This window comes from Chromobacterium sp. CCUG 76385, assembly GCF_059916625.1.
The window spans coordinates 61275-83615 of the sequence record NZ_JAUCGU010000008.1 but is presented as its reverse complement, the minus strand read 5'-3'; the positions used below and the strand labels follow the sequence as shown (position 1 = coordinate 83615).

Below are 22341 nucleotides of genomic sequence, written 5' to 3'. Positions count from 1 at the left end.
ACCATAATCAGTTGCAACTGACCACCGCAAATTAGGTGTAGTTGGTTTACCGAAAGAGATCATCAAAGTCTACACAGAAAGATTCAGGGGAAATCTCTATGAATAAATATGCTCGCCTCAGCCTGATCGCCACCGCCGCGCTCGCCATGGTTGCCTGCAGCAAACAGGAACAGCCGGCCTCGGGACAGGCCGCCTCTGCTCCTGCCCAAGCCGCTTCCGGCGGCGACAGCGCCACCGTCAAGATCGGCCAGGTTTCGCCGATGTCGGGTCCGATCTCCCACCTGGGCAAGGACAACGAATACGGCGCCAAGCTGGCCATCGAAGACCTGAACGCCCAAGGCGTCGAGATCGGCGGCAAGAAGGTCAAGTTCGAACTGGTGTCGGAAGACGACCAGGGCGACCCGAAAATCGGCACGCAAGTCGCGCAGCGCCTGGTTGACGCCGGCGTAGTGGGCGTCGTCGGCCACTTGAACTCCGGCACCACCATCCCGGCCTCCAAGATCTACTCCGATGCCGGCATTCCTCAAATCTCCCCGTCCGCCACCAACCCGGACTACACCAAGCAGGGCTTCAAGACCACCTTCCGCGTGATCGCCAACGACGTGCAGCAAGGCAAGGCGCTGGGCGAGTTCGCCACCAAGGAGCTGAAGGCCAAGAAGATCGCCATCATTGACGATCGCACCGCCTACGGCCAAGGCCTGGCCGACCAGTTCGAGGGTTCGGTCAAAGCCAATGGCGCGGAAGTGGTCAAGCGCGAGTTCACCAACAACACCGCCACCGACTTCAACGCCATCCTGACCTCGATCAAGTCCACCAAACCTGATCTGGTGTTCTACGGCGGCATGGACGCGCAGGCCGGCCCGCTGGCCAAGCAGATGCAGCGCCTGGGCATCAAGGCCAAGCTGATGGGCGGCGACGGCTGGCAGACTCCGGAGTTCATCAAGCTGGCCGGCGACGCTTCCGACGGCCAATACGCCTCCAGCTGCGGCATTTCGCGCGACAAGATGCCGGGCTTCAAGGCCTTCGACGACAAGTTCAAGAAGGAATTCAACACCGACGTGCAGATTTACGCGCCGTTTGAATACGACGCCGTGATGGTGCTGGTTGACGCGATGAAGCGCGCCAAGTCCTCCGACCCTAAAGTCTATCTGCCGGAAGTGGGCAAGACCGACTATCAGGGCGTGACCGGCCACATCGCCTTTGACGACAAGGGCGACATCAAGAACGGCGCCGTCACCGTGTACCAGGTGAAGAACGGCAAATGGGAAGTGGTGTCCACCGTCGGCGGCGAAGCCAAGTAAGCGCAGAAACGGGAACAGAAAGAGGCGCCAACGGCGCCTCTTTTTTTATTCCGCCCGATCCAGCGGCCATGTCCGACCATCAATCGCGGAAGCTGACCTGCTGCTTCATCATCGCCGCCATCGCGGCTTTCTGGATGTCTTCCGAAATCAGCATCGCCGCATTCCATCCCGCGACAAACTGCAGCCCATCGGCCACGCTGTGATCGCGGCTGTAATTCATCACTTCCTTGGTGCCGCGCACCGCCAGCGGCGATTTGCCGGCAATCAGCCAGGCGCTTTGCATGGCGGCGGCCAGCAGGGCCTCTTCGTCCGCCAGCACCCGGTTGACCAGGCCGACATCCAGCGCCTCGTCCGCCACCATGTCGCGTCCGGTCAGCGCCATCTCGCGCGCCACGCCTTCGCCGACGACCCGAGGCAGCCGCTGCAAGGAACCGACATCGGCCACCATGCCGATATCGACTTCGCGCACGCCGAACACCGCATCCTTGGCCGCCAGTCGGAAATCCGCGGCCAGCGCGATGTCCAGCCCGCCGCCCAGACAGGCGCCGTGGATAGCGGCGATCACCGGCTTGCGGCAACGCTCCAGGCTGTTGACGCAGTCCTGCAAATCGATGATCAAGCGGCGCAGCTTGTCGCGCTTGCGGGCTTCGCATTTATCGTCGACCTGCGACTGCAGCCCCGCCATCATGGCCAGATCGATGCCGGAGCAAAAGTGCTTGCCATTGCCGGCCAATACCGCCACGCGCACCGCAGGCTCGCCATCAGCCCAGTCCATGGCGCTGCGCAAGTCCTGCCACATCTGCCAATTCAAAGCATTGGCCTTGTCGGCGCGATTGAAACGGATCAGCGCCACCTTGTCGTCAAGCTCTACCGTCAGCGTTTGCAAGGAGATCATGCCGCAGCCACCTCAGGACGTTTTTTGGGGATCCAGGCCCACAGCATCTCGCAGACGATGGGCGACTCGCCCGATTCGTCGGTGACATTCACGGCAACCAGCACCTCGCCCTTGTCCTGATCGTACATGGACTGGATCTGCTGCGGGGTCAGCGTCGCCACGGCCCGCATATCGCCCTGCGAGCGCTTGATGTAGTTGACCTTCATCGATTTGAGCAGCATCAGCTTGTCATCGGGCATATTCATCCCCACCACAAAGCCGGTGGAGGTTTCCGCCAGCAAGGCCATCGCCGCCGCGTGGACGCCGCGGATATGGTTCTGCACTTTCTTGCGGTTGCGGATCGAGACCGTCAGCCGGTCATGGCCGACTTCCTCGAAGCGCAGGCCCGCGGTGGCCAGGAACGGGACGATCTTGCCGAACATCATCGACAGCACAGGCCGGCGCCAGCCTACCGGCAACTTGCCGACTTTGTCCGCGATACGACTCATGCTGTTCTTGCGATACTCCATGCTACCCCCTCTATTATGGTTCTCGTGTCGTTATATTTGTTTCAGGCCCAGCATCACCCTTGCCTGCTCCTTCAGCAACGGCAAGGCGTTCTCGTCGATGCGCGCCAACTGCAAGCCGCCCTGCAGCGCGGCGAACAGCAGCATGCCCGCCGCTTCCGGGGTGCCGGCATAGCGCATGGCGCCCGCTTCTCGGCCCTTGCGCACGATGGCCACCGCCCACTGCCTCATCTCGTCGATGAAGGCGGCGGCTTCCTGCCGCATGTCTTCCGGCAGCGTTTGGAATTCGGTGCTGAAAATTCCACTGGGGCAGATCTGCTTGCGTTGCTGGTAATACTGGTCCGACAGTCCAAAGTAGCTTTCCAACTGCTCGGCGGCGCTCCAGTCGGCCTGCTGCTCGATGAAGCGTTGAAAACGCCGGCGATAGCGCTGGATCAACGCCACGCCAAGATCGTTTTTCTTGGGAAAATGGTAATGGATGGCGGCATTTCGCACCCCCAGCTCGCTGCTGATGTGCTGGTAACTGAAACCGTTGAAGCCGCGCGTCAGCAGCAACTCCTCGGCCAGGTCGAGAATGCGCTTGCGGGTGTCGGTTTTGCTGTCGGAACCATTATGCATCGAAACACTCTACTTACTGGTTAGTAAGGTGTCAATCGCCGCTCCCGCTGCGGCGTTCCTCTGTTCGGAGCGGTGCCGCATAAACTAAAATGATGGCTGCTCCCATTCCCGAGACGCGCGCCCCGCGCGCCCATTCTGGCAAAACATGACCGAACACATTGCTCCCGATCTGGAATCCGCCTTGCGCCGCCTGTGCCGCGAACCCGGCCAGACCGAAGCCCTGGCGGGGCTGATCGCCGCGCTGCGACCCGATAAACGACAAGCGCCGCAACAGGCGACCATCAGCCTGCAGGCGCTGTCCTTCCTGCTGGAACATCACGCCGACTACCGCCAGGCATTGCGGCAGTCGCTGAGCACGCTGCTGGCGGAGAGCCGGCAGATTCCGCTGTACACCGAGGCCGGCATTCTGGCCAATGACGGGTTCGGCTCCACCCTGCTGCACCGCTTGGGCGAGCGCATGCTGCCCATGCCCTACAACCCCGATTCGCTGCGCGACCGCTTCGGCCTGCTGTTCAACCGCCAGGATGATTACCAATGGCTGGGCGCGGTGCCGGACGCCACCTGGCACGCCCTGTGGCGCGCCATGGCCTGGCACGAAACGCCGCGTCAGGACAGCGAGCGCCAGACGCGCCTGCAATTGCTGGAATCGGTGCAGGTGCTGTCGGCGCGCATCACCGCCATCGGCCTGGAGCCGGAACTGGTGCGGGTATGCCCGGAAGTGGAACGCTTCGCCTCGCCTTTCATGCACCTGAACGCCGAAGTGCAGCGTTACGTCGACAGCTATCGGCAGGCGCTGGTGGATGGCGTGCCGCCGCCGGAAGACGAAAAACAGGTGCTGGTGCTGCTGGAGCAATGCGAGGCCATCCTGGGCCGGGTACGCAAAAACGCCGCGCGCTACGGCATCTCCGTCAATCTGACTTATCACAGCCTGCGCTTGGCGCAAAGCATCGCGCGGCTGCGCGCGCTGCTGGAGCTGCTATCTCCGGAACATGATCCGGCGCAGCGACCGCAGCTGTTCCGCCTGCTGGTGGATTTCGCCCGCGCCGAAAACCGCAAGTACAGCGTGCGCGACCTGTTCAAATCCAATACCGAACTGTTGGCGCTGCAGGTGACCGAGCACGCCGGCCGCCACGGCGAGCATTACATCGCGGAAGACCGCCGCGACTGGTCCAAGATGGGCAAGGCGGCGATGGGCGCCGGCTTCATCGTCGGCTTCATGGCCTTGATCAAGCTGATGCTGGCGCGCGGCCATCTTCCGCTGCTGTGGGAGGGCATAGGCTTTGGCCTGAACTACGCCATCGGCTTCATCATCGTGCAGATCCTGCACTTCACCATCGCCACCAAGCAGCCGGCGATGACGGCGGCCCGGCTGGCCGCGGTCTTGCATGAACAGCACGGCCGCAAAAAGCAACTGGAACAACTGGCGGAGCTCATCGTCAAGGTGGTGCGCACCCAGTTCGTCGCCATCATGGGCAACGTGCTGCTGGCCATCCCGACGGCGGCGCTGATCGCGCTGGGCTGGAACGCGCTGTTCGGCGCGCCGGTGGTCGACGCGGCCAAGGCGCAAAAGCTGCTGCACGAAATCGATCCGATCCACAGCCTGGCCCTGCCGCACGCCGCCATCGCCGGGATATTCCTGTTCCTGTCAGGCCTGATCGCCGGCTACTACGACAACAAGGCCATCTACCGGCGCATTCCGGAGCGGATCGCCGGCCACCGCCTGCTGCGCAAAGTGCTGGGCGAGAACCGCGCCTGGCGGCTTGGGCATTACATCGAGCATAATCTGGGCGCGCTGGCCGGCAACTTCTACTTCGGCATGTTCCTGGGGCTGACCGGCACCGTAGGCACCATACTGGGTCTGCCGCTGGACATCCGCCACATCACCTTCTCGTCGGCCAACCTTGCCTTCGCCACCGTGGCGCTGGATTTCCAGGTGCCGCTGACCGTCGTGCTGCTGGGCATCGCCGGGGTAGCCTTGATCGGCGTGGTCAACCTGGCGGTCAGCTTCTTCCTGGCGCTGTGGGTGGCGCTGCGCTCGCGCAAGCTGTCCGGCTCGCTGCTGCTGCCGCTGATTCCCATGCTGGCCAAGAGCTTCCTGCGCCAGCCGCTGCGCTTCTTCATCCCCCCCGCTTCAACGGCGCCGGCCGCGGAAGCCGAAACCGCGCCGGCCGACACCACCAAGAACTGACCCGCGCCAAGCGCTGGCGCATACCCTGGCGCTTGGTTCTTCACGCCAAAATACAAGTTCTAACGCAGACAATCTGCGATCTTCTAGTTATAAATACCTAGGGGTTGTTGACGTTTGGAGAGCGGTCGCGCCAGGATGCGTTTTGCGCCGAATCGAGGCGTTTCGCGCGCCGCATAGTCATTCTCTGCCAGCGCGAAACAACGAAGAATCGGCGTGAAAGGCGCCCGGCCCTGCGGGTTTGGCGTAGCGCAAACGCGATCCACTCACCAAACATCAACAGCCGCTAGGATACTCATGTCTCGAACCCGGCGAGTTGCGCAGGATGGCTCGCCCGGTCGCCACCGGCCTGCCGAGGTAGCCATGGATTTGGAACAAGAACTAGCCAACCACGCCGAGTTGAAACAATGCCTGAAAGAAGCGCTGTCCAGGCAGAACAGCCTGGATGCTGACACGGTCTCCCGTGACGACCGCTGCGAACTGGGCCAATGGTTGCACAGTCATGCCAAAGGCGCCTATGGCCGCTTGGGCATCCTGCAGACCTGCATCAGCCGCCATGCCATGCTCCATCGCGAAGCCGGCCAGATCGCGCGCCTGATCAATCAGCGCCGGTTTCAAGACGCGGCGCGCGCCTTGGACGATGATGCCCTGGATGTGGCGATCAGCGCGGCCGCGTCGTCAATCCACCTGCTGCGGCAGGCGATAGGCGAGGACAAGCCAGAGTCTGCATGAACATCTCTGCCGCGTTTGGATGTGGCTTTCCAGAATCGATTGTGCAGCCAGTGCGCCCAGCCCCATCAAGCCTGGCGAGCGAGCCGCCCTAACTTTGCCTCGCCAGCTGCGCAGACAAGGTCATCGCCGCCCGCCAGGCAAAGGCATAGATGGAAAGCTGCGGATTGGCGCCTATGCTGGTGGGAAATATCGAACCATCCGCCACCGTCAGATTTCGCCATGACCAGTGGCGTCCATGGTCATCGACCACGCTGCGCGCCGGATCGTCGCCCATCGCCATGCCGCCCATGACATGGGCGCTGACCAGTTTGGCCTGCAGCGCCTGCAAGGGCAATGCTTCTATCATCGCCTTGGCCTGGCCAAGACGGCTTGCCGGATTGGACTGTTCATGCAAGGGCAGCACGACTTTCGCGCCGGCCGCGAACTGTATCTCCGCCATCGCCAGCCAGCTGCGCCGCACACCATCCCACAACACGTCATTCAGCGGATAATCCAGCAACGGCGAGCCATCGCCGCGCAGCTTCACTTCGCCGCCGACGCTGTCTTCATTGAAGCCATCACGCAGCAGCGCCAAGGTGGCGTGCAAATGCGGGAACTTGCGCCACAGCCCCGCCTGCTCCGGGCCGAAGCCCGGAAACGTCACGCTGGCGAGCAGGGGATGGATAGGCGGCACCTCCAGCTTGAAGCCAAGCGGGCCATCCAGCGGCTGGGTATGCATGTAATGGTCGGAATAGACGGTTTGCGGCGCGCCATTGTAAGGCTCCACCCGCTCCGGCATCAGCGCTGCGGACAGCGCCACCGGATGCAGAAAGGTGCGCTTTCCGGTCAAGCCGGACGGGTCGGCCAGTCCGCTGCGCAGCATGATGGCGGGCGTGCCGATCGCGCCGGCCGCCAGCACCACATGGCGCGCGCGCACCGACAAGGTGCGCCCGCTCGGCGTCACCCCGTCGGCCGACAGCAGGCTGCCCCGCACCTCGGCGATGCGGCGCTGCGCCTGGTCAGGCTGCAGGCGGTCTACCCGAGCCCGCGTCAACAGCCGCGCGCCCTTGTCCAGGGCGGCCGGAATACAGGTCACCAGCATGGACTGCTTGGCATTGGTCGGGCAACCCATGCCGCAATATCCCAAGTTCCAGCAACCGCGCACATTGCGGCGGATGCGGGCATGGCGCAGCCCCAACGCCAGGCAGCCGCGCTCCAGCACCTGATTGTTGGCGTTCGGCTCCCCCTCCCAAGGCCCGATGCCCAACCGCTGCTCGACTTTGTCGAACCACGGCCGCATGGCTTCTTCGCTGAGCGCAGTCAGGCCGTGCTGATCCCGCCACCAGCGCAGGGTATCGCCCGGCGTACGGAACGAACTGGTCCAATTGACCGTGGTGCCGCCGCCAACCGCGCGCCCCTGCAGAATCGATATGCCCTTGTCCGCCGTCTGGCGCGCGGCGGACTCCTGATACAACTGCGGATAGGCTTTCGCCTCGCTCAGGCGGAAATCGGACGAGCTATACAGGCCGCCTTCTTCCAGAATCAGCACATCCAACCCAGCCTGGCTCAGCACCTCGGCCGTGAGGCCGCCGCCGGCGCCGCTGCCTATGATCACCACATCGGCTTCCAGCTTGAGATCCTGGCGCTGCGCCGCGCCATCGATGACCTTCCAGCCTCCCGCGATGCCCTGCCGAATGGGATCGACTATTTTATCGCTCACGGCAAACGCTCCATCACCATGGCCGGCTGCTGATAGCCGATGGCGGCCCAACTTGCCGGATTCCCATACCAGGCGGCATTGATCAATTGATGGAGTCCTTGATAGGCGCTGCGCAGCAGCAGAAAGCGGCTGTTGCGCCAGCTTTGCAGAAAGCTGGCCAGCGCATCCGGCGCAGCCTGCCCCCACGGCGCAGGCACGCCGGCCAGCCAACGCCTTGCCCAACGATTGCCCAACAGATCAAACAGCTGCCGCACCTCGTCGCGGCTGGCCGGCGGCAGTCCGGCCACCGCCTGGTCCACGCCGGCGACGACGGCGGCCAGCGGCAGATCACGCAGCCCCAGCATCACCGGCGCCAGCGCGGCGATGATCTGCGCATCCGCCGGCTGCAGCCAGCGCAGCGCGCCCCATTCCGTTTGAGCCGAGTCGTCCACTGCCGGCGCCGCCAGATAGCCTGCCAGCGCCAAGGCCGCCGCGCCCAGCGCGCCCGTCTGCAAGAACTGTCGTCTACTTGGCATGTCAGCGCCGCAGCATCAACTTCAACATCCACTCCACCAGGCGGCCATAAGGCGGCCGGGTCATCCAAGTGCCGGCCAGACGGCTCTGCCGGAATACCGGCTTGAGCTTGGAAAAGGTCAGAAAACCCTCGCGCCCATGGTAATGCCCCATGCCGGAAGGGCCGACGCCGCCGAACGGCAGGCTCTCCTGCACCACATGCAGCAGGGTATCGTTGACGCTGACGCCGCCTGAAACCGTTTCTTTCAGCACCCGTTCGATGCGCAAAGCGTCGTCGTCGAACAAATACAAGGCCAGCGGCCGCGGCCGGGCGTTGATATAGGCCAACGCCTCGTCGAACTTGTCGTAGCTGACCACCGGCAGGATGGGGCCGAAGATCTCCTCGCGCATCAATTCGCAGTCATCCGGACAGTCTTGCACCAGCGTCAACGGCAGCTTGCGGTTGTCCGCAGCCGCTTCCCCGTCAGGATTCAGGCTCTCGATGCGGGCGCCGGCCTGGCGGGCGGCATCCAACCAGCCTTGCAGCCGGCTGTAATGCCGTTGGTTGACGATGGCGCTGTAATCCGGATTGCCCGCCAGCGTCGGGTACATGCGCTTGGCGGCGGCGCGGATCTCCTCAAGCAGCGCCTCGCAATCCTTGGCATTGACCAGCAGATAATCCGGCGCCACGCAAGTCTGCCCGGCGTTCAGCATCTTGCCGGCGACGATGGCTTCCGCCGCGCGTTTGAGATTGGCGCCGCGCGCCACCAGCGCCGGCGACTTGCCTCCAAGCTCCAGCGTCACCGGCGTCAGGTTTTCCGCCGCCGCGCGCATCACATGGCGGCCTACCGCGGTGGAACCGGTGAACAGCAGATGATCGAACGGCAGCCGGGTAAAGGCCTGGGCCAGTTCGGCGTCGCCGTTCACCACCGTCAGCAGATCATCGCCGAAATACTGCCGCGCCAATTTTTGAAGCAACTCGCCCGTGGCGGGCGTGAATTCCGACATCTTGACCATGACCCGGTTGCCCGCCGCCAGCGCGGCGGCGATAGGGCCAAAAGACAGAAACAGCGGATAGTTCCACGGCACCACCACGCCGACCACGCCCAGCGGCTGCGGAATCACGCTGGCGCTGGCCGGTTGGAACCAGATGGAAACGCTGCGGCGGCGAGGCTTCATCCAGTTTCGCAGATGGCGGCGGGCATGGCGCGCGCCTTCCAGCGAAGGGAAGAGCTCGGCTAGGCGGGTTTCCACATCGCTGCGATGGCCGAAATCGCGGCTGACGGCGTCAACCAGCGCCTGACGGTTTTCCTGCATCAAGCGTTCCAACGCGGCCAGCCAGGCGCGCCGGGTTTCCGCCGATGGATACGGCGCCGCCCGCGCGACGGCCTTGAGCCGGGAAAACGACTCGAGCAGCGCGCTCTCGGCTTCTGTGGGCATTTTGATGGCGTCCATGTATGATCCTTCTTGCTTGCTAGAGCCGAACAACCGTTTAGAGTTCGCGCTCTAGCCTAGATTAGCACCAGCCCCCTCGCCTGTCACTATGCCGGCCGCTTATGTCTCAGCCCAAACAGCCACGCTGCCTCGTCCGTAGTATCATCGTCGGCAGTATCGCCACTCTAGCCATCGCCTGACTCCATGCTGATCGATTTCTTTTACGCGCTGCGCAATGCCGGCCTGCCGGTCACCCTGAAGGAATTCCTGCTGCTGTTGGAGGCGCTGCAACGCAATGTCGCCTTCGGCAATCTGGATGAGTTTTACTATCTGTCGCGGGCCGCACTGGTCAAGGACGAAAAATACTTCGACCGTTTCGACCAAGTGTTCGGCCATCACTTCCAAGGACTGGAAATGGCGCTGGACGACCTGCAGCGCGCCATTCCCGAGGACTGGCTGCGCAAGCAGGTGGAAAAATATCTCAGCGAAGAAGAAAAGCAGAAGCTGCAGGCCATGGGCTGGGACAAGCTGATGGAAACCCTGCGCCAGCGGCTGGAGGAGCAAAAGGAACGCCACCAGGGCGGCAACAAGTGGATAGGCACCGGCGGCACCAGCCCGTTCGGCGCCTATGGCTACAATCCGGAAGGCGTGCGCATCGGTCAGGATCAATCGCGCCACCGCCGCGCGGTCAAGGTGTGGGACCAGCGCGAATTCCGCAACTTCGACGACAAGGTGGAGCTGGGCACCCGCAACATCAAACTGGCGCTGCGCCGGCTGCGCGAGTTTGCCCGCGACGGCGCCGAAGAAGTGCTGGATCTCGACGCCACCATCGCCGCCACCGCGCGCAAGGCCGGCATGCTGGATATCAAGATGCAGCGCGAACAGCACAATAGCGTCAAGGTGCTGGTGCTGTTCGACGTGGGCGGCTCGATGGACGACCATATCCGCGCCTGCGAGGAACTGTTTTCCGCCGTAAAGACCGAATTCAAGCACCTGGAGTATTTCTATTTCCACAACTGCGTCTACGAATCGGTATGGAAGGACAACAACCGGCGCCACAGCCAGCGCTTCCCCACCTGGGATCTGATCCACACCTTCGGCCGCGACTACAAGCTGATCATCGTCGGCGACGCCAGCATGAGTCCGTACGAAATCACTTTCCCCGGCGGCAGCGTCGAACACATGAACGAGGAGTCCGGCGAAGTCTGGCTGCGCCGGCTGCTGGAGCACTTCAAGCATGCCGTCTGGCTCAACCCCTTGGCCGAAGAAGCCTGGCCCTACACCCAGTCGGTGAGCATGCTGAAGCAGCTGATGGGAGAACGAATGCATCCGCTAACGCTGGCCGGACTGGACCAAGCGATGCGCGATCTGAAAAAAACCGCCGCTCCAGTCAAAAATTAACGTCGGCACACAAATTTTTGCTTGAGTCTCAAGCAAGTTGTAGCCCAGAATGAACTCAGAGGCGGCCACACATGATCCGAAACCCGCCTCGGATTCAGCCACGGGGAGTCATACCATGCAAATCCTTCTCTTAGCCGCCCTGTTCATTGCGGTGATCGCTGTCGCCAAATTGCTGGCTACCCCGGTTCAACAGCAAGGAAAGCTGGTGCCGATCCGCATCCGGACTGACGAGCAAGCTCGTCGCCGCCGCTGATCCCATCGCGTCTTGTTCCGCAAAAGCGCGCCTCAGGCGCGCTTTTTTGTTGCTGCCGCGTCAAACATCCATTGCAAACCGCTTGAAATACAAATTCACATGTCTTCTTAAAGCTGCAACACAATCACGACCGATTGCCACTAGAATGGCCGCGCATTAAAACAATGTCATTCATAACTGCAAAGGATCCTGTCGTGAAGAAACTCGTTCTTGCTGCCTGTCTGCTCGCCCTGCCGCTGGCCGCCCTGGCCGATGCCAAATCCGACTGTCGCGCCGCCGCCGGCAGCTACCTGACCGGCACGGTGGTGAGCGGCCCGTCTTTCGCCTCTGGCCAGAACCTGAACGGCGTAGAACTATCCCATACCCACGTCCGCCTGAAAGCGGACCAAGACGGCCGCACCTATGACGTGGCCATGGACAATGTATTCGCCTCCGGTTACGACTCCGCCGGCGAAGACGTGCCGTACCCGCTGAACACCATCCAGACGGGAGACCGCCTGCAACTGTGCGGCCAGCTGTATACCAGCGGCGTCGGCATCCACTGGGTGCATACCAATTGCGGCGCGCAGCCGACTCGCCGCCAGCCCAACGGCTGGGTCAAGAAGATCAATGCCGATGGTTCGGTCAGCGGCAACTACGAAGCGAATACCGAATACTGCCAGCTGTGGCCGTAAGCCCGCCTCTGCGGCAGCCATGAAAAAAGCGCACCCTAGGGTGCGCTTTTGCTTCGCCATCGCATCGGGTTTAGAAATCGCGTTGCGGCACCAGCACGGTGCGGTTGCCGTTGCTTTCCATTGGACTGACGATGCCGGCGGCTTCCATCTCCTCTATCAGCCGCGCCGCGCGGTTGTAGCCGATGCGCAGATGGCGCTGCACGCCGGAAATCGACGGCTTGCGCGTGCGCAGCACGATCTCCACCGCCTCGTCGTACAGCGGGTCGGTTTCCGTCGCCGCCTGCGCCTTGGCGGTGGCGGCGGCCGACTCCTCGTCCGCCTCGCTCTCGCCGGTCAGCAGGCCTTCCACGTAATCCGGCTCGCCAAACTGCTTCAGGTGCTCCACCACGGCATGCACTTCGTCGTCGGTGACGAAGGCCCCGTGCACGCGCTGCGGGTAACCGGTGCCGGGTGGCAGGAACAGCATGTCGCCCTGGCCCAGCAACGATTCGGCGCCCATCTGGTCCAGAATGGTCCGGCTATCGACCTTGCTGGACACCTGGAAGGCGATCCGCGTCGGAATATTGGCCTTGATCAGGCCGGTGATCACGTCCACCGAAGGCCGCTGGGTAGCCAGAATCAAGTGGATGCCGGCGGCGCGGGCCTTCTGCGCCAGGCGCGCGATCAACTCCTCGATCTTCTTGCCGGCCACCATCATCAAGTCGGCAAACTCGTCCACCACCACCACGATGAAAGGCAGCTTGTCCAATGGCTCCGGCGTTTCCGGCGTCAGGCTGAACGGATTGGCGATGCGCCGCCCGGCCGCAGCGGCTTCCGCCACCTTCTGGTTGTAACCGGCCAGATTGCGCACACCCATGGCGCTCATCAGCCGATAGCGGCGCTCCATCTCGCCCACGCACCAGTTGAGCGCGTTGGCGGCCAGCTTCATATCGGTCACCACCGGCGCCAGCAAATGCGGAATATCGTTGTAGACCGACAATTCCAGCATCTTCGGGTCGATCATGATGAAGCGCACTTCATCCGGCGTGGCCTTGTACAGCATGGACAGAATCATCGCGTTGACGCCCACCGACTTGCCGGAGCCGGTGGTGCCCGCCACCAGCAGGTGCGGCGCCTTGGCCAGGTCCATCACCACCGGTTCGCCGGTGATGTCCTTGCCCAGCGCCAAGGTCAAGCGCGAGGCGTTCTGCTGAAACACGTCGGCGCAGAAGATTTCCGACAGGCGGATCATCTGCCGCTTGGGGTTCGGCAATTCCAGCCCCATGCAAGTCTTGCCCGGTATCGTTTCCACCACGCGGATCGACGCCAGGCCCAGCGCGCGCGACAGGTCTTTCATCAGGTTCACCACCTGGTTGCCGCGCACGCCCACTGCCGGCTCCACCTCGTAACGGGTGATCACCGGGCCGGCGTAGGCATCGACCACGCTGACCTTGACCTTGAACTCGGCGCACTTTTCCTCGATCACGATGCCACGCTCGATCAGCTCATCCTGGCTGCACGCTTCCTGCACGCCATCGGCCGGTCTCAGCAAATCCAAGCCCGGCAGCATGGCTTCATCGTAACTTGGCCGCGCGGCCGGCTCCGCCATAGGCGCCGACTCCGATTGCGGCGCGTTGGCGGCAACTGGCGCAGGCTTGTCGATCAAGACCCAGGGCAAAGAAACAGCGGACTCGGCTTCAGCCACCGAGGCGAGCTCCTCCTGCTCGGCCGATGTGGCGACGGCAAGCGGTTGCGGCGCAGTCTCCGTGACAGGCTCAGCCCCCGCCGCCGCCGGCGTCATGACGGTGGGCACGGCCTGCCGCGACGGAGCCTCCGCCTTAGGCTCCGATGCCGGCTCAACGACCGGCCCCTCCACCAGCACCCACGGCATGGGGGTGGCAGCCAGGCTGGCGGCAGCCGCAGCCAGGGTCGGGGTGGCAGGTTCGATGCCCGCAGGCGCGGCGGCTTTCCGCTCAATTTCCGGCTTGGTGTCAGATGGCGACGACAACACCTCGCGGGTCTGCGGCCAGCGCCACGGCGTGCGCATGGCCGTCGCCTCGGCGCGTTCCGTCGCCACAGGCGCCGGCACCGGTTCTCGTTCCGGCTCCATCGGTGGCGCAAGCATCGTCGACTCGGCCGCCGCCTCAGCTTCACCATCCACAAGAACGATGGCCTCCGATGCGGCGGGCTGCGACTCCGCCGCCTGCCCCTGGACCCCGGATTCCTCAGTCGCGCCCAACACCGGCCAAGGCTCGGCGGAGGCGCCCTCTGCCTCGATCTGGAGGGGCGTCGGCGACTGCAGCGCTGGCTCGGCTGCACTTTCAGCCTGCGGCGTTGCGCTGACTACAATCTGCTCGCGAGGAGCGGCATCTCCGGGAGCGGTCTGCGCGGCTTGGGCAGGCTGCGGCGGGATCTCGGGCGGCGTGATGCGCCATATCGGGTCTGCGGTGATTCGCGGCGCCGCCGGCTCCGGCTTGCGCAGGGGCTCCAACACCACCAGGGGTCGGACCGGCTCTGGCTTGGCCTCCGGTTTGGACCGCGGAATCGGCACCAGCTCCACCGGCGGCAGGGGCTTGGAGACGGGCTCCGGAGCGCGCCGATGCGCATGCAGATTGGCCACAGCGGCGCGCACTTCTTGGCTGGCTATCGTCGGCAAGGGCCTCTCATCTTTGCCCGCCGGCTCGATGCCACGCACGCGTTGGCGGCGTCGATAATCCTGCCGCATATTGCTTTGCATTTCAGACAGGCCGATTACCGGCAGATCACTGGACTCGGGCAGGCGCGGCTGCTGGCGCGGCTTCTTGCGGTGCTCGCGGGACAGCTCCAGCGTCGGCAGATCCGCCGGCGGAGGGTTGGACTGCGGCGGCTGCCGCTTAGGCAAGGTGATGGTCTCGCGCGGCTTTTCCGCGCTGGCATGGAATGGGGCCGGACGCTGACGGGGAGCGGGCCGCGGGGTGGCGAGCGGGGGCTCAAGCGACGCCGGCGCGGCGGGTGACGGCTCCGCAGCCGCGACCGGCGCCGCTGGCTCGCGAGGAGGCATCGGCGCCATGGCTGGTTCATCTTTCGACGGCCGCTCGGCTTCTTCTGCGAAATAATCCGGCTCGTAACGCTCGGCGCGCCCCTCCACGCCGAGCACACTATCCAGCTTTTGCTTCAAACGATCCAGCGGCATTCGGCCGCTCTTGATCAGCCAGCCGGCCAGCCCCATCAATACCAACACAATGACTACAAACCACACAATCGCAAACCCCGAATCGAATCCGCCCGCGCCAGGCGCGCGGCAGCATTATTCATGGCAGCCTGATGATGGGATGCATCCGTCAAGCCGTCCGTCACTTTACGTCCGAATTGTAACGGTTTTACCGGCGCGGCGGCAGCGGGCATGCCTAGCCAGCGCCGGATCAACGCCAGATCAGCGCCTGCACGGCAATCGCGAACAAGGCCGCGATCACATCGTCGATCATCACGCCGAAACCGCCGCCGACACGCTGATCAAACCAGCGGATCGGCCATGGCTTGACGATGTCGAATAGCCGGAACAGCGCGAAAGCCAGCAGCCAGCCCGCCCAGGTGGCCGGCGCAAAGGCCAGCACCAGCAGCATGCCCACCACTTCGTCCCAAACGATGCCGCCGTAGTCATGCACGCCCAGCGCCTTGCCGGTGACATCGCAAACGTAGACGCCGATCAGAAAAAGCGGCAGGCACAACGCGGCCAGGGTCCAGCCATTTATGCCCAAGGCGTGCAGCGGAAAGAACAGGGGATACGCCGCCAGCGTGCCCCATGTGCCGGGCGCCTTGCGCATCAGGCCGCTGCCGAAGCCGAAAGCCAGCAAATGCGCCGGATTGCGCAGCAGAAAACGCCAGTCCGGCGTAATGTTCAGCGTTTCAGCCGAAGTGGTCATAACCATCCTTGTCCAATTTGATTTCTGCGCCGGCCGAATCCAGCAGCCGCGCGCCCTTCCCCGCCACAATCCGGCCGATGCGGCTGACGCGGCAGCCGCGCGCCGCAGCGGCCGCTTCAATGGCGGCGCGCTTAGCAGGCGCGGCAGTGAATACCAGTTCGTAATCGTCGCCGCCGGCCGCCAGGCAGGCCAGAAACTCGCCGCGCCGCGCTTCCAGCGCAGGATGCGACGGCAGCGCATCGGCCCACACCTCGGCCGCGACGGCGGATTCGTCGAGAATATGTCCCAAGTCCGCCATCAAACCGTCGGACACGTCGGCCGCGGCATGCGCCAGCGGCAGCAAGGCCGCGCCCAATGCCAAACGCGGCTCGGGGTATTCGAGTTTGTAACGGGCGGCGGCCAACAGTTCCGCGTCGTTTACATTCAGCCAACCCAAGCGCTGCCGCATCGACAAGGCGCCCAAGCCCAATTCGCCGGAGACCCAGATGTCGTCGCCGGCTTTTGCGGCGGCGCGGCGCAAGGCCTGGCCGGCAGGCGCCTCGCCCAATATCGTGACCGACAGCGCCAGCGGGCCGCAGGTGGTGTCGCCGCCTATCAGCTCCACGCCATGCGCGTCGGCCAGCGCCAGGAAGCCGGCGGCGAACTCGGCCACCCAGGCCTCATCGGCCTTGGGCAGCGCCAGAGACAGCAAGGCCCAGCGCGGGCGCGCGCCCATTGCCGCCAGATCGGACAGATTGACCGCCAGCGCCTTGTGGCCCAGAGCGCGCGGCGCGACGTCGGCGAAGAAATGCCGCCCCTCCACCAGCATGTCCACCGACATGTGCAGATCATGGCCCGGCGTCGGCCGCACGATGGCGGCGTCGTCGCCGACACCCAATAGCGCCGATGGCGTCGGCCGCTTGAAATAGCGGCCTATCAGTTCAAACTCGTTCATGACCCCTCACGCAAAAACACCCGCCGGCGGCGGGTGTCGTCGATGGCGGCACGCCGCGAGGCGCTGCGCTCAGTCCTGTTTGCGGCGCTGCTTCTGCGCCAGCACTTCGTCGCCGCGCACATCGGCGGCCAGCTTGTCCAGCACGCCGTTGACGAATTTGTGGCCATCGGTGCCGCCAAAGGTCTTGGTGATTTCGATGGCTTCATTGATGATCACCGGGTACGGCGTTTCCGGGCTTTGCGTCAATTCCAGCGCGGCCATCAGCAGCACGGCGCGCTCCACCGGGCTGACTTCGTCGTCGGCGCGCTCGTAGTAGCGGCTGACCTGGGCAGACAGCGTTTCCACATCCTTCAACACGCCGTACAGGATGCCGCGAAACAGCGCCTCGTCGGCCTTGACGAAGTATTCGTTCTCGCGCAGGTGTTTTTCGATCAGCGAAGCCGGGCGATCCGGATTCAGCTCCCATTCGTAGATGCCTTGCACTGCGAATTCGCGTGCGCGGCGGCGAGCGGTTTTCATGGTGGCGATTCCTTGGAAAGAACAAGGGAAGCGCGTGTTGCGCCTCCCTGTAATGGCTGGCGGCGACTGGCTCAGCCGCGCAGCGTCTTGTGCAGATTGGCCATCTCCACCGCGACGCGAGCGGCGTCGCCGCCCTTTTCCTGCATGCGGACTTCCGCCTGCTCGTCGGTCTCGGTGGTCAGGATGGCATTGGCTACCGGGATGTCGAAATCCAGGCCGACGCGGGTGACGCCGGCGCCGGATTCGTTCGATACCAGTTCAAAATGATAGGTTTCGCCGCGGATCACCGCGCCCAACGCCACCAGCGCGTCAAAGCGGCCGGTCTTGGCCATGGTCTGCAGCACCAGCGGCACTTCCAGCGCGCCCGGCACGGTAGCCAGGGTGATGTCCTGCTCGGACACGCCCAGCTTGCTCAGTTCGGACAGGCAGGCGTCGCGCAGGCCGTGGCACACCGGCGTGTTGAAACGCGCCATCACGATGCCGATTTTCAGGCCCTGGCCGGACAGATTGGGTTCAATACGCTGGATAGCTTCAAGCATCGGAAAGTCCTCGCGGCGAAAACACTAAGGAAAGCCGGCAATTGTAGCGCAAACGCGGCGATTAAGCCACGCCCGGACCGCCCTCGCCATCGACATGAAAATGGTGCGGCTGGCAGAAACTGGTCACCTCCAGCTCGAACCCCGTCATCGACGGCAGGCTGACCGGGCTGGACATCAGCCGCATCTTGCCGACGCCGAGCGCCTTCAGCATCTGCGCGCCGATGCCGAAAGTCTTGCTGTCCCACTTCTGCCGCGGCGGCTCCTGGCCCAGGGCGCGCTGCGCCAAGTCGGCGCCGGTTTCGTCGCGGTACAACAGCACCACCACGCCGCACCCCTCTTCTTCTATGGTTTCCAGCGCATTGGGCAGCGTCCACGAATGATGGCTGCACAGCGGGGCCAGCATATCGATCACCGACAGCGGCTCGTGCACCCGCACCAGGGTGTCATGATCGGCGCGGATCTTGCCCTTGCTCAGCGCCAGATGGGTGGCTGAGGTAGTGATATCGCGGAACACGTGCAGATCGAAACAGCCGAACGGGGTATCGACCTCGCGCTGGCCCACTTTCTCCACCAGCGATTCGGTGCGGCTGCGGTACTGGATCAGGTCGGCGATGGTGCCGATCTTCAAGCCATGCTCCTCTGCGAACTTCAACAGCTCCGGCAGACGCGCCATGGTCCCGTCGTCATTCATGATTTCGCAGATCACGCCGGCAGGCTCGGCGCCCGCCAGCATCGCCAGGTCACAGCCGGCCTCGGTATGGCCGGCGCGCACCAGCACGCCGCCGTTCTGCGCTTTCAGCGGGAACACATGGCCCGGCTGCACCAGGTCGCTGGCCTTGGCCAGCCGCGCCACGGCGGTCTTGATGGTATGGGCGCGATCGGCGGCGGAGATGCCGGTGGTGACGCCTTCGGCCGCCTCGATGGACACAGTGAAGTTGGTGCCGAAACTGGTGCCGTTGTTGCCGGTCATCATCGGCAGGTTCAGCAGCTTGCAGCGCTCCTCGCTCAGCGTCAGGCAGATCAGGCCGCGGCCATGCTTGGCCATGAAGTTGATCGCCTCCGGCGTGACATACTCCGCCGCCATCACCAGGTCGCCTTCGTTCTCGCGGTCTTCCGCGTCCATCAGCACCACCATCTTGCCGGCCTTGATGTCGGCAATGATGTCTTGAATCGGGGATATGGCCATGCTCTCTTCCTTTGTCGGTTCGCCCGTTCTACGCGGGCAGCAGATCCAGCGCCCGGTATTCGCCGAGCTTCGCCACTTCGCCGTCGCGCAGCGCCAGCGGCCGATTGAACAGCGGGCCATCCACCACCAGCGTGTGGAATTCTCCCGCTTCGCCGCAGGGATCGACGCCCTCGGCCAGCATTTCTTCGATCAGGGCCGCGTCGAACACGCGGCCCAGCCATTTTTCATCCGCCAATGCCGTATTGACCATCACGATGCGGGCGACAAAGCCGGCGGCGACGAACTCGCGCGCCAGGTCGGCCCGCTGCTGTTGCCATAGCGGCAAAAAAGCGCGCAGGCCGGCCTCAAGACAGACTTGCTCTTCCCATTCGCGATGCGCGTCGAGATCGATGTCGCCAAACACCGCCAGCCTGACGCCGTCGTCGACGGCACGGCGCAAGGCTTCGACGAACACCTCGCGATAATCGCCCCAGCTCGCCCGCCCCAGGCGCTGCGGCAAACCCAGCGCCGCCGCCTGAAGCGCCAGCACTTCCGGCCGCACGCCATGCGAACGCGAGCGCTCGCCGCTTTCGTCGCACATGGTCAACAACAGGACGGGCTTGACGCCCAGCCGCACCGCGCGCCACAAGGCGAGGCAGCTATCTTTGCCGCCGCTCCAAGACGCCAGCGCCGGCTCGCCGGCCAGCGTCACACCGCGCCTCCGCGCTGTGCCAGCACCCGCTCCACCGTATCGACGATGGCCTGGGTTTGCGGATCGATCTCGATATTGATCTTATCGCCCGGCGCCCGGCCGGCGATATTGGTGCGCGACAGCGTTTCCGGGATCAGATGGACGCAGAAGCGGCGGTTTTCAACCGCGCCTATAGTGAGGCTGATGCCGTCTATGCCGATATAGCCCTTGGTGAACACGTATTTTTCCAGGCCGGCCGGCAGCTCGAACCAGACGGTGCGGTTGTTCGGCGACTCGACCACCTCCACCACCGTGGCCAGCCCCATCACATGGCCGGACATCGCATGGCCGCCGATATCGTCGCCGAAGCGCGCCGCGCGCTCGACATTGACCCCGTCGCCCACCTTCAGCGCGCCCAGATTGGTGACGCGCAGCGTTTCCCGCATCAGATCGAAGTGAACCCGATCTCCGTCAACGCGGGTAACGGTGAGACAGCAGCCGTTGTGCGCCACCGAGGCTCCCAATTGCAAGCCGGGCAGCATGGCCTGCGGCAAACGTACGATGTGGGTCCGGAAATCCTGCTTTTCTTCGATGGCGACCACTTCGGCCACGCCCTGGACAATGCCGGTGAACACGGAACGCTCCTTCAATCTGCTTAAGTACCGTCATTGTACCCCGCTATCGCGCAGGCCGTCGCCATATTCGCAGCCTGAAATCCGTCGAAAAAGCCGCGACAACAGGATTTCCGTGGGGCGGCAAGTCCGGTAAAATAGTCGGCTTTATCGAATTCCAAGCAAGTCACTCCATGTCCGTCGAACTCGCCCGCATCGCCGAAGAAGTTGCGCACCGCCGCACCTTCGCCATCATCTCCCACCCCGACGCCGGTAAAACCACGCTGACGGAAAAACTGCTGCTGTTCTCGGGCGCCATCCAGATGGCCGGCACCGTGAAGGGCAAGAAAGGCGGCAAGTTCGCCACCTCCGACTGGATGGAGATCGAAAAACAGCGCGGCATTTCGGTGGCGTCGTCGGTGATGCAGTTCGATTACCGCGAGCACACGGTCAACCTGCTGGACACCCCGGGCCACCAGGACTTCTCCGAAGACACCTATCGCGTGCTGACCGCCGTGGACAGCGCGCTGATGGTGATCGACGCGGCCAAGGGCGTGGAAGAGCAGACCATCAAACTGCTGAATGTCTGCCGCCTGCGCAACACGCCCATCGTCACCTTCATGAACAAGTGCGACCGCGAAGTCCGCGACAGCCTGGAACTGCTGGACGAAGTGGAAAACGTGCTGAAGATCCGCTGCTCGCCCATCACCTGGCCCATCGGCATGGGCAAGACCTTCCGCGGCGTGTACAGCCTGCTGAACGACGCGGTGATCCTGTTCGAGGCCGGCGCCGAGAAGCTGGTATCCGACATCGAAGTGATCCAAGGCATAGACAACCCGCGCCTGGACGAACTGTTCCCGCTGGAAATGGAACAGCTGCGCATGGAGATCGAACTGGTCAAAGGCGCGTCCAACGAGTGGAATCTGGACGAATTCCTGGCCGGCGAGCTGACGCCGGTATTCTTCGGCTCCGCCATCAACAACTTCGGCGTGCGCGAGATCCTCAACGCGCTGATCGACTGGGCGCCGGCGCCGCAACAGCGCGACGCCACCGTGCGCAGCGTGGACCCGAAGGAAGCCAAGTTCTCCGGCTTCGTGTTCAAAATCCAGGCCAATATGGACCCGAAGCACCGCGACCGCATCGCCTTCCTGCGCGTCTGCTCCGGCCAGTTCGAGCGCGGCATGAAGATGAAGCATCTGCGCCTGAACCGTGAAATCTCCGCCAGCTCGGTGGTGACCTTCATGTCGCACGACCGCGAGATCGTGGAAGAAGCGTTTGCCGGCGACATCATCGGCATCCCCAACCACGGCAACATCCAGATCGGCGACAGCTTCTCCGAAGGCGAAGAGCTGGCCTTCACCGGCATCCCGTTCTTTGCGCCGGAAATGTTCCGCTCGGTGCGCATCAAGAACCCGCTGAAGCTGAAACAGCTGCAAAAAGGCCTGCAACAGCTGGGCGAGGAAGGCGCGGTGCAGGTGTTCAAACCGCACAGCGGCGGCGATTTGATCCTGGGCGCGGTCGGCGTGCTGCAGTTCGAGGTGGTAGCCAGCCGTCTGGCCGCCGAATACGGCGTGGACGCGATTTTTGAATCGGCCAGCATCTGGTCGGCGCGCTGGTTCACCTGCGACGACCGCAAGAAGCTGGATGAATTCGTCAAGACGCTGCAGATGAACATCGCCACCGACGCCGGCGGCAACCTCGCTTATCTGGCGCCCAACCGCGTCAATCTGCAGCTGACGCAGGAGCGCTGGCCGGACATCGTGTTCCACGAGACGCGCGAACACGCGGTCAAACTGAACGACTAAGCGGCC

At 63.8% G+C, this 22341-nt stretch carries 21 protein-coding genes; 7 read left to right on the top strand and 14 right to left on the bottom strand.

The features are described from left to right. Positions 1-98: 98 nt before the first annotated feature. Positions 99-1301 carry a branched-chain amino acid ABC transporter substrate-binding protein gene (locus tag QUG01_RS07850; RefSeq protein ID WP_199152774.1) on the top strand — a complete coding sequence of 401 codons (1203 nt, stop codon included), beginning with the start codon at positions 99-101 and terminating at the stop codon, positions 1299-1301. 79 nt (positions 1302-1380) lie between these two features. On the opposite strand, the gene QUG01_RS07845 is transcribed toward QUG01_RS07850, so the two are convergent. The 3 genes from QUG01_RS07845 to QUG01_RS07835 are packed head-to-tail and all read right to left on the bottom strand — an operon-like array spanning position 1381 to position 3320. Continuing rightward, complete coding sequence (locus QUG01_RS07845) at positions 1381-2196, bottom strand: crotonase/enoyl-CoA hydratase family protein (protein WP_500829635.1); 816 nt, start codon at positions 2194-2196, stop codon at positions 1381-1383. Then, the gene (locus QUG01_RS07840) at positions 2193-2684 is read right to left on the bottom strand and encodes a DUF4442 domain-containing protein (RefSeq protein ID WP_500829634.1); all 492 of its coding nucleotides are present in this window, start codon (positions 2682-2684) and stop codon (positions 2193-2195) included. Before QUG01_RS07840 ends, QUG01_RS07845 begins: the two co-directional genes overlap by 4 nt. A gap of 51 nt (positions 2685-2735) precedes the next feature. After that, positions 2736-3320 (bottom strand): TetR/AcrR family transcriptional regulator, encoded by a 585-nt coding sequence (locus QUG01_RS07835; RefSeq protein ID WP_500829633.1) that lies wholly within the window; start codon positions 3318-3320, stop codon positions 2736-2738. A gap of 145 nt (positions 3321-3465) precedes the next feature. Between QUG01_RS07835 and QUG01_RS07830 the strand changes: the two genes are divergently transcribed. Both QUG01_RS07830 and QUG01_RS07825 read left to right on the top strand, forming a co-directional pair. Next, entirely contained in the window at positions 3466-5508 is a 2043-nt protein-coding gene (locus QUG01_RS07830) for a site-specific recombinase (protein WP_500829632.1), read from the top strand. Positions 5509-5868: 360 nt separating this feature from the next. Then, the gene (locus QUG01_RS07825; protein WP_500829631.1) at positions 5869-6237 is read left to right on the top strand and encodes a CZB domain-containing protein; all 369 of its coding nucleotides are present in this window, start codon (positions 5869-5871) and stop codon (positions 6235-6237) included. Positions 6238-6325: 88 nt separating this feature from the next. Here the strand turns inward: QUG01_RS07825 and QUG01_RS07820 are convergent, their stop codons facing one another. The 3 genes from QUG01_RS07820 to QUG01_RS07810 are packed head-to-tail and all read right to left on the bottom strand — an operon-like array spanning position 6326 to position 9883. After that, positions 6326-7936, bottom strand: coding sequence for a GMC family oxidoreductase (locus QUG01_RS07820; RefSeq protein ID WP_500829630.1), 1611 nt, complete (start codon positions 7934-7936; stop codon positions 6326-6328). Further along, positions 7933-8451: a twin-arginine translocation signal domain-containing protein gene (locus QUG01_RS07815; RefSeq protein WP_500829629.1), complete on the bottom strand. Its 519-nt coding sequence runs from the start codon at positions 8449-8451 to the stop codon at positions 7933-7935. The genes QUG01_RS07820 and QUG01_RS07815 overlap by 4 nt, the downstream gene beginning before the upstream one ends. A gap of 1 nt (position 8452) precedes the next feature. Continuing rightward, positions 8453-9883, bottom strand: coding sequence for a coniferyl aldehyde dehydrogenase (locus QUG01_RS07810; protein WP_500829628.1), 1431 nt, complete (start codon positions 9881-9883; stop codon positions 8453-8455). 183 nt (positions 9884-10066) lie between these two features. On the opposite strand from QUG01_RS07810, the gene QUG01_RS07805 reads away from it, so the two are divergent. The 3 genes from QUG01_RS07805 (at position 10067) to QUG01_RS07795 (ending at position 12190) form a co-directional block, all read left to right on the top strand. Continuing rightward, positions 10067-11263 carry a vWA domain-containing protein gene (locus QUG01_RS07805; protein ID WP_500829627.1) on the top strand — a complete coding sequence of 399 codons (1197 nt, stop codon included), beginning with the start codon at positions 10067-10069 and terminating at the stop codon, positions 11261-11263. Positions 11264-11378: 115 nt separating this feature from the next. Further along, positions 11379-11516, top strand: a complete 138-nt coding sequence (locus tag QUG01_RS07800; protein ID WP_161792991.1) for a hypothetical protein — start codon at positions 11379-11381, stop codon at positions 11514-11516. Positions 11517-11710: 194 nt separating this feature from the next. After that, positions 11711-12190, top strand: a complete 480-nt coding sequence (locus QUG01_RS07795; protein ID WP_500829626.1) for a hypothetical protein — start codon at positions 11711-11713, stop codon at positions 12188-12190. 70 nt (positions 12191-12260) lie between these two features. Here the strand turns inward: QUG01_RS07795 and QUG01_RS07790 are convergent, their stop codons facing one another. The 8 genes from QUG01_RS07790 to QUG01_RS07755 all read right to left on the bottom strand — a co-directional run bounded on the left by QUG01_RS07790 (position 12261) and on the right by QUG01_RS07755 (position 20554). Then, positions 12261-15407, bottom strand: coding sequence for a DNA translocase FtsK (locus QUG01_RS07790; protein WP_500829625.1), 3147 nt, complete (start codon positions 15405-15407; stop codon positions 12261-12263). 163 nt (positions 15408-15570) lie between these two features. Then, on the bottom strand, positions 15571-16071 hold the full coding sequence (locus tag QUG01_RS07785) for a phosphatidylglycerophosphatase A family protein (RefSeq protein ID WP_500829624.1): 501 nt from the start codon (positions 16069-16071) through the stop codon (positions 15571-15573). Further along, positions 16055-17005 (bottom strand): thiamine-phosphate kinase, encoded by a 951-nt coding sequence (gene thiL / locus QUG01_RS07780; protein ID WP_500829623.1) that lies wholly within the window; start codon positions 17003-17005, stop codon positions 16055-16057. The genes QUG01_RS07785 and thiL overlap by 17 nt, the downstream gene beginning before the upstream one ends. 69 nt (positions 17006-17074) lie before the next feature. After that, positions 17075-17524 (bottom strand): transcription antitermination factor NusB, encoded by a 450-nt coding sequence (gene nusB / locus QUG01_RS07775; protein ID WP_043625360.1) that lies wholly within the window; start codon positions 17522-17524, stop codon positions 17075-17077. A 71-nt stretch (positions 17525-17595) separates the two neighbouring features. Further along, entirely contained in the window at positions 17596-18063 is a 468-nt protein-coding gene (gene ribH, locus QUG01_RS07770; protein WP_043625362.1) for a 6,7-dimethyl-8-ribityllumazine synthase, read from the bottom strand. A 61-nt stretch (positions 18064-18124) separates the two neighbouring features. Then, on the bottom strand, positions 18125-19369 hold the full coding sequence (ribBA, locus tag QUG01_RS07765) for a bifunctional 3,4-dihydroxy-2-butanone-4-phosphate synthase/GTP cyclohydrolase II (RefSeq protein WP_500829622.1): 1245 nt from the start codon (positions 19367-19369) through the stop codon (positions 18125-18127). After that, positions 19278-19940, bottom strand: coding sequence for a Dph6-related ATP pyrophosphatase (locus QUG01_RS07760; protein ID WP_500829621.1), 663 nt, complete (start codon positions 19938-19940; stop codon positions 19278-19280). Before QUG01_RS07760 ends, ribBA begins: the two co-directional genes overlap by 92 nt. Then, complete coding sequence (locus QUG01_RS07755) at positions 19937-20554, bottom strand: riboflavin synthase subunit alpha (RefSeq protein ID WP_500829620.1); 618 nt, start codon at positions 20552-20554, stop codon at positions 19937-19939. The genes QUG01_RS07760 and QUG01_RS07755 overlap by 4 nt, the downstream gene beginning before the upstream one ends. 170 nt (positions 20555-20724) lie before the next feature. Between QUG01_RS07755 and QUG01_RS07750 the strand changes: the two genes are divergently transcribed. After that, positions 20725-22335: a peptide chain release factor 3 gene (locus QUG01_RS07750; protein ID WP_500829619.1), complete on the top strand. Its 1611-nt coding sequence runs from the start codon at positions 20725-20727 to the stop codon at positions 22333-22335. Positions 22336-22341: the final 6 nt, after the last annotated feature.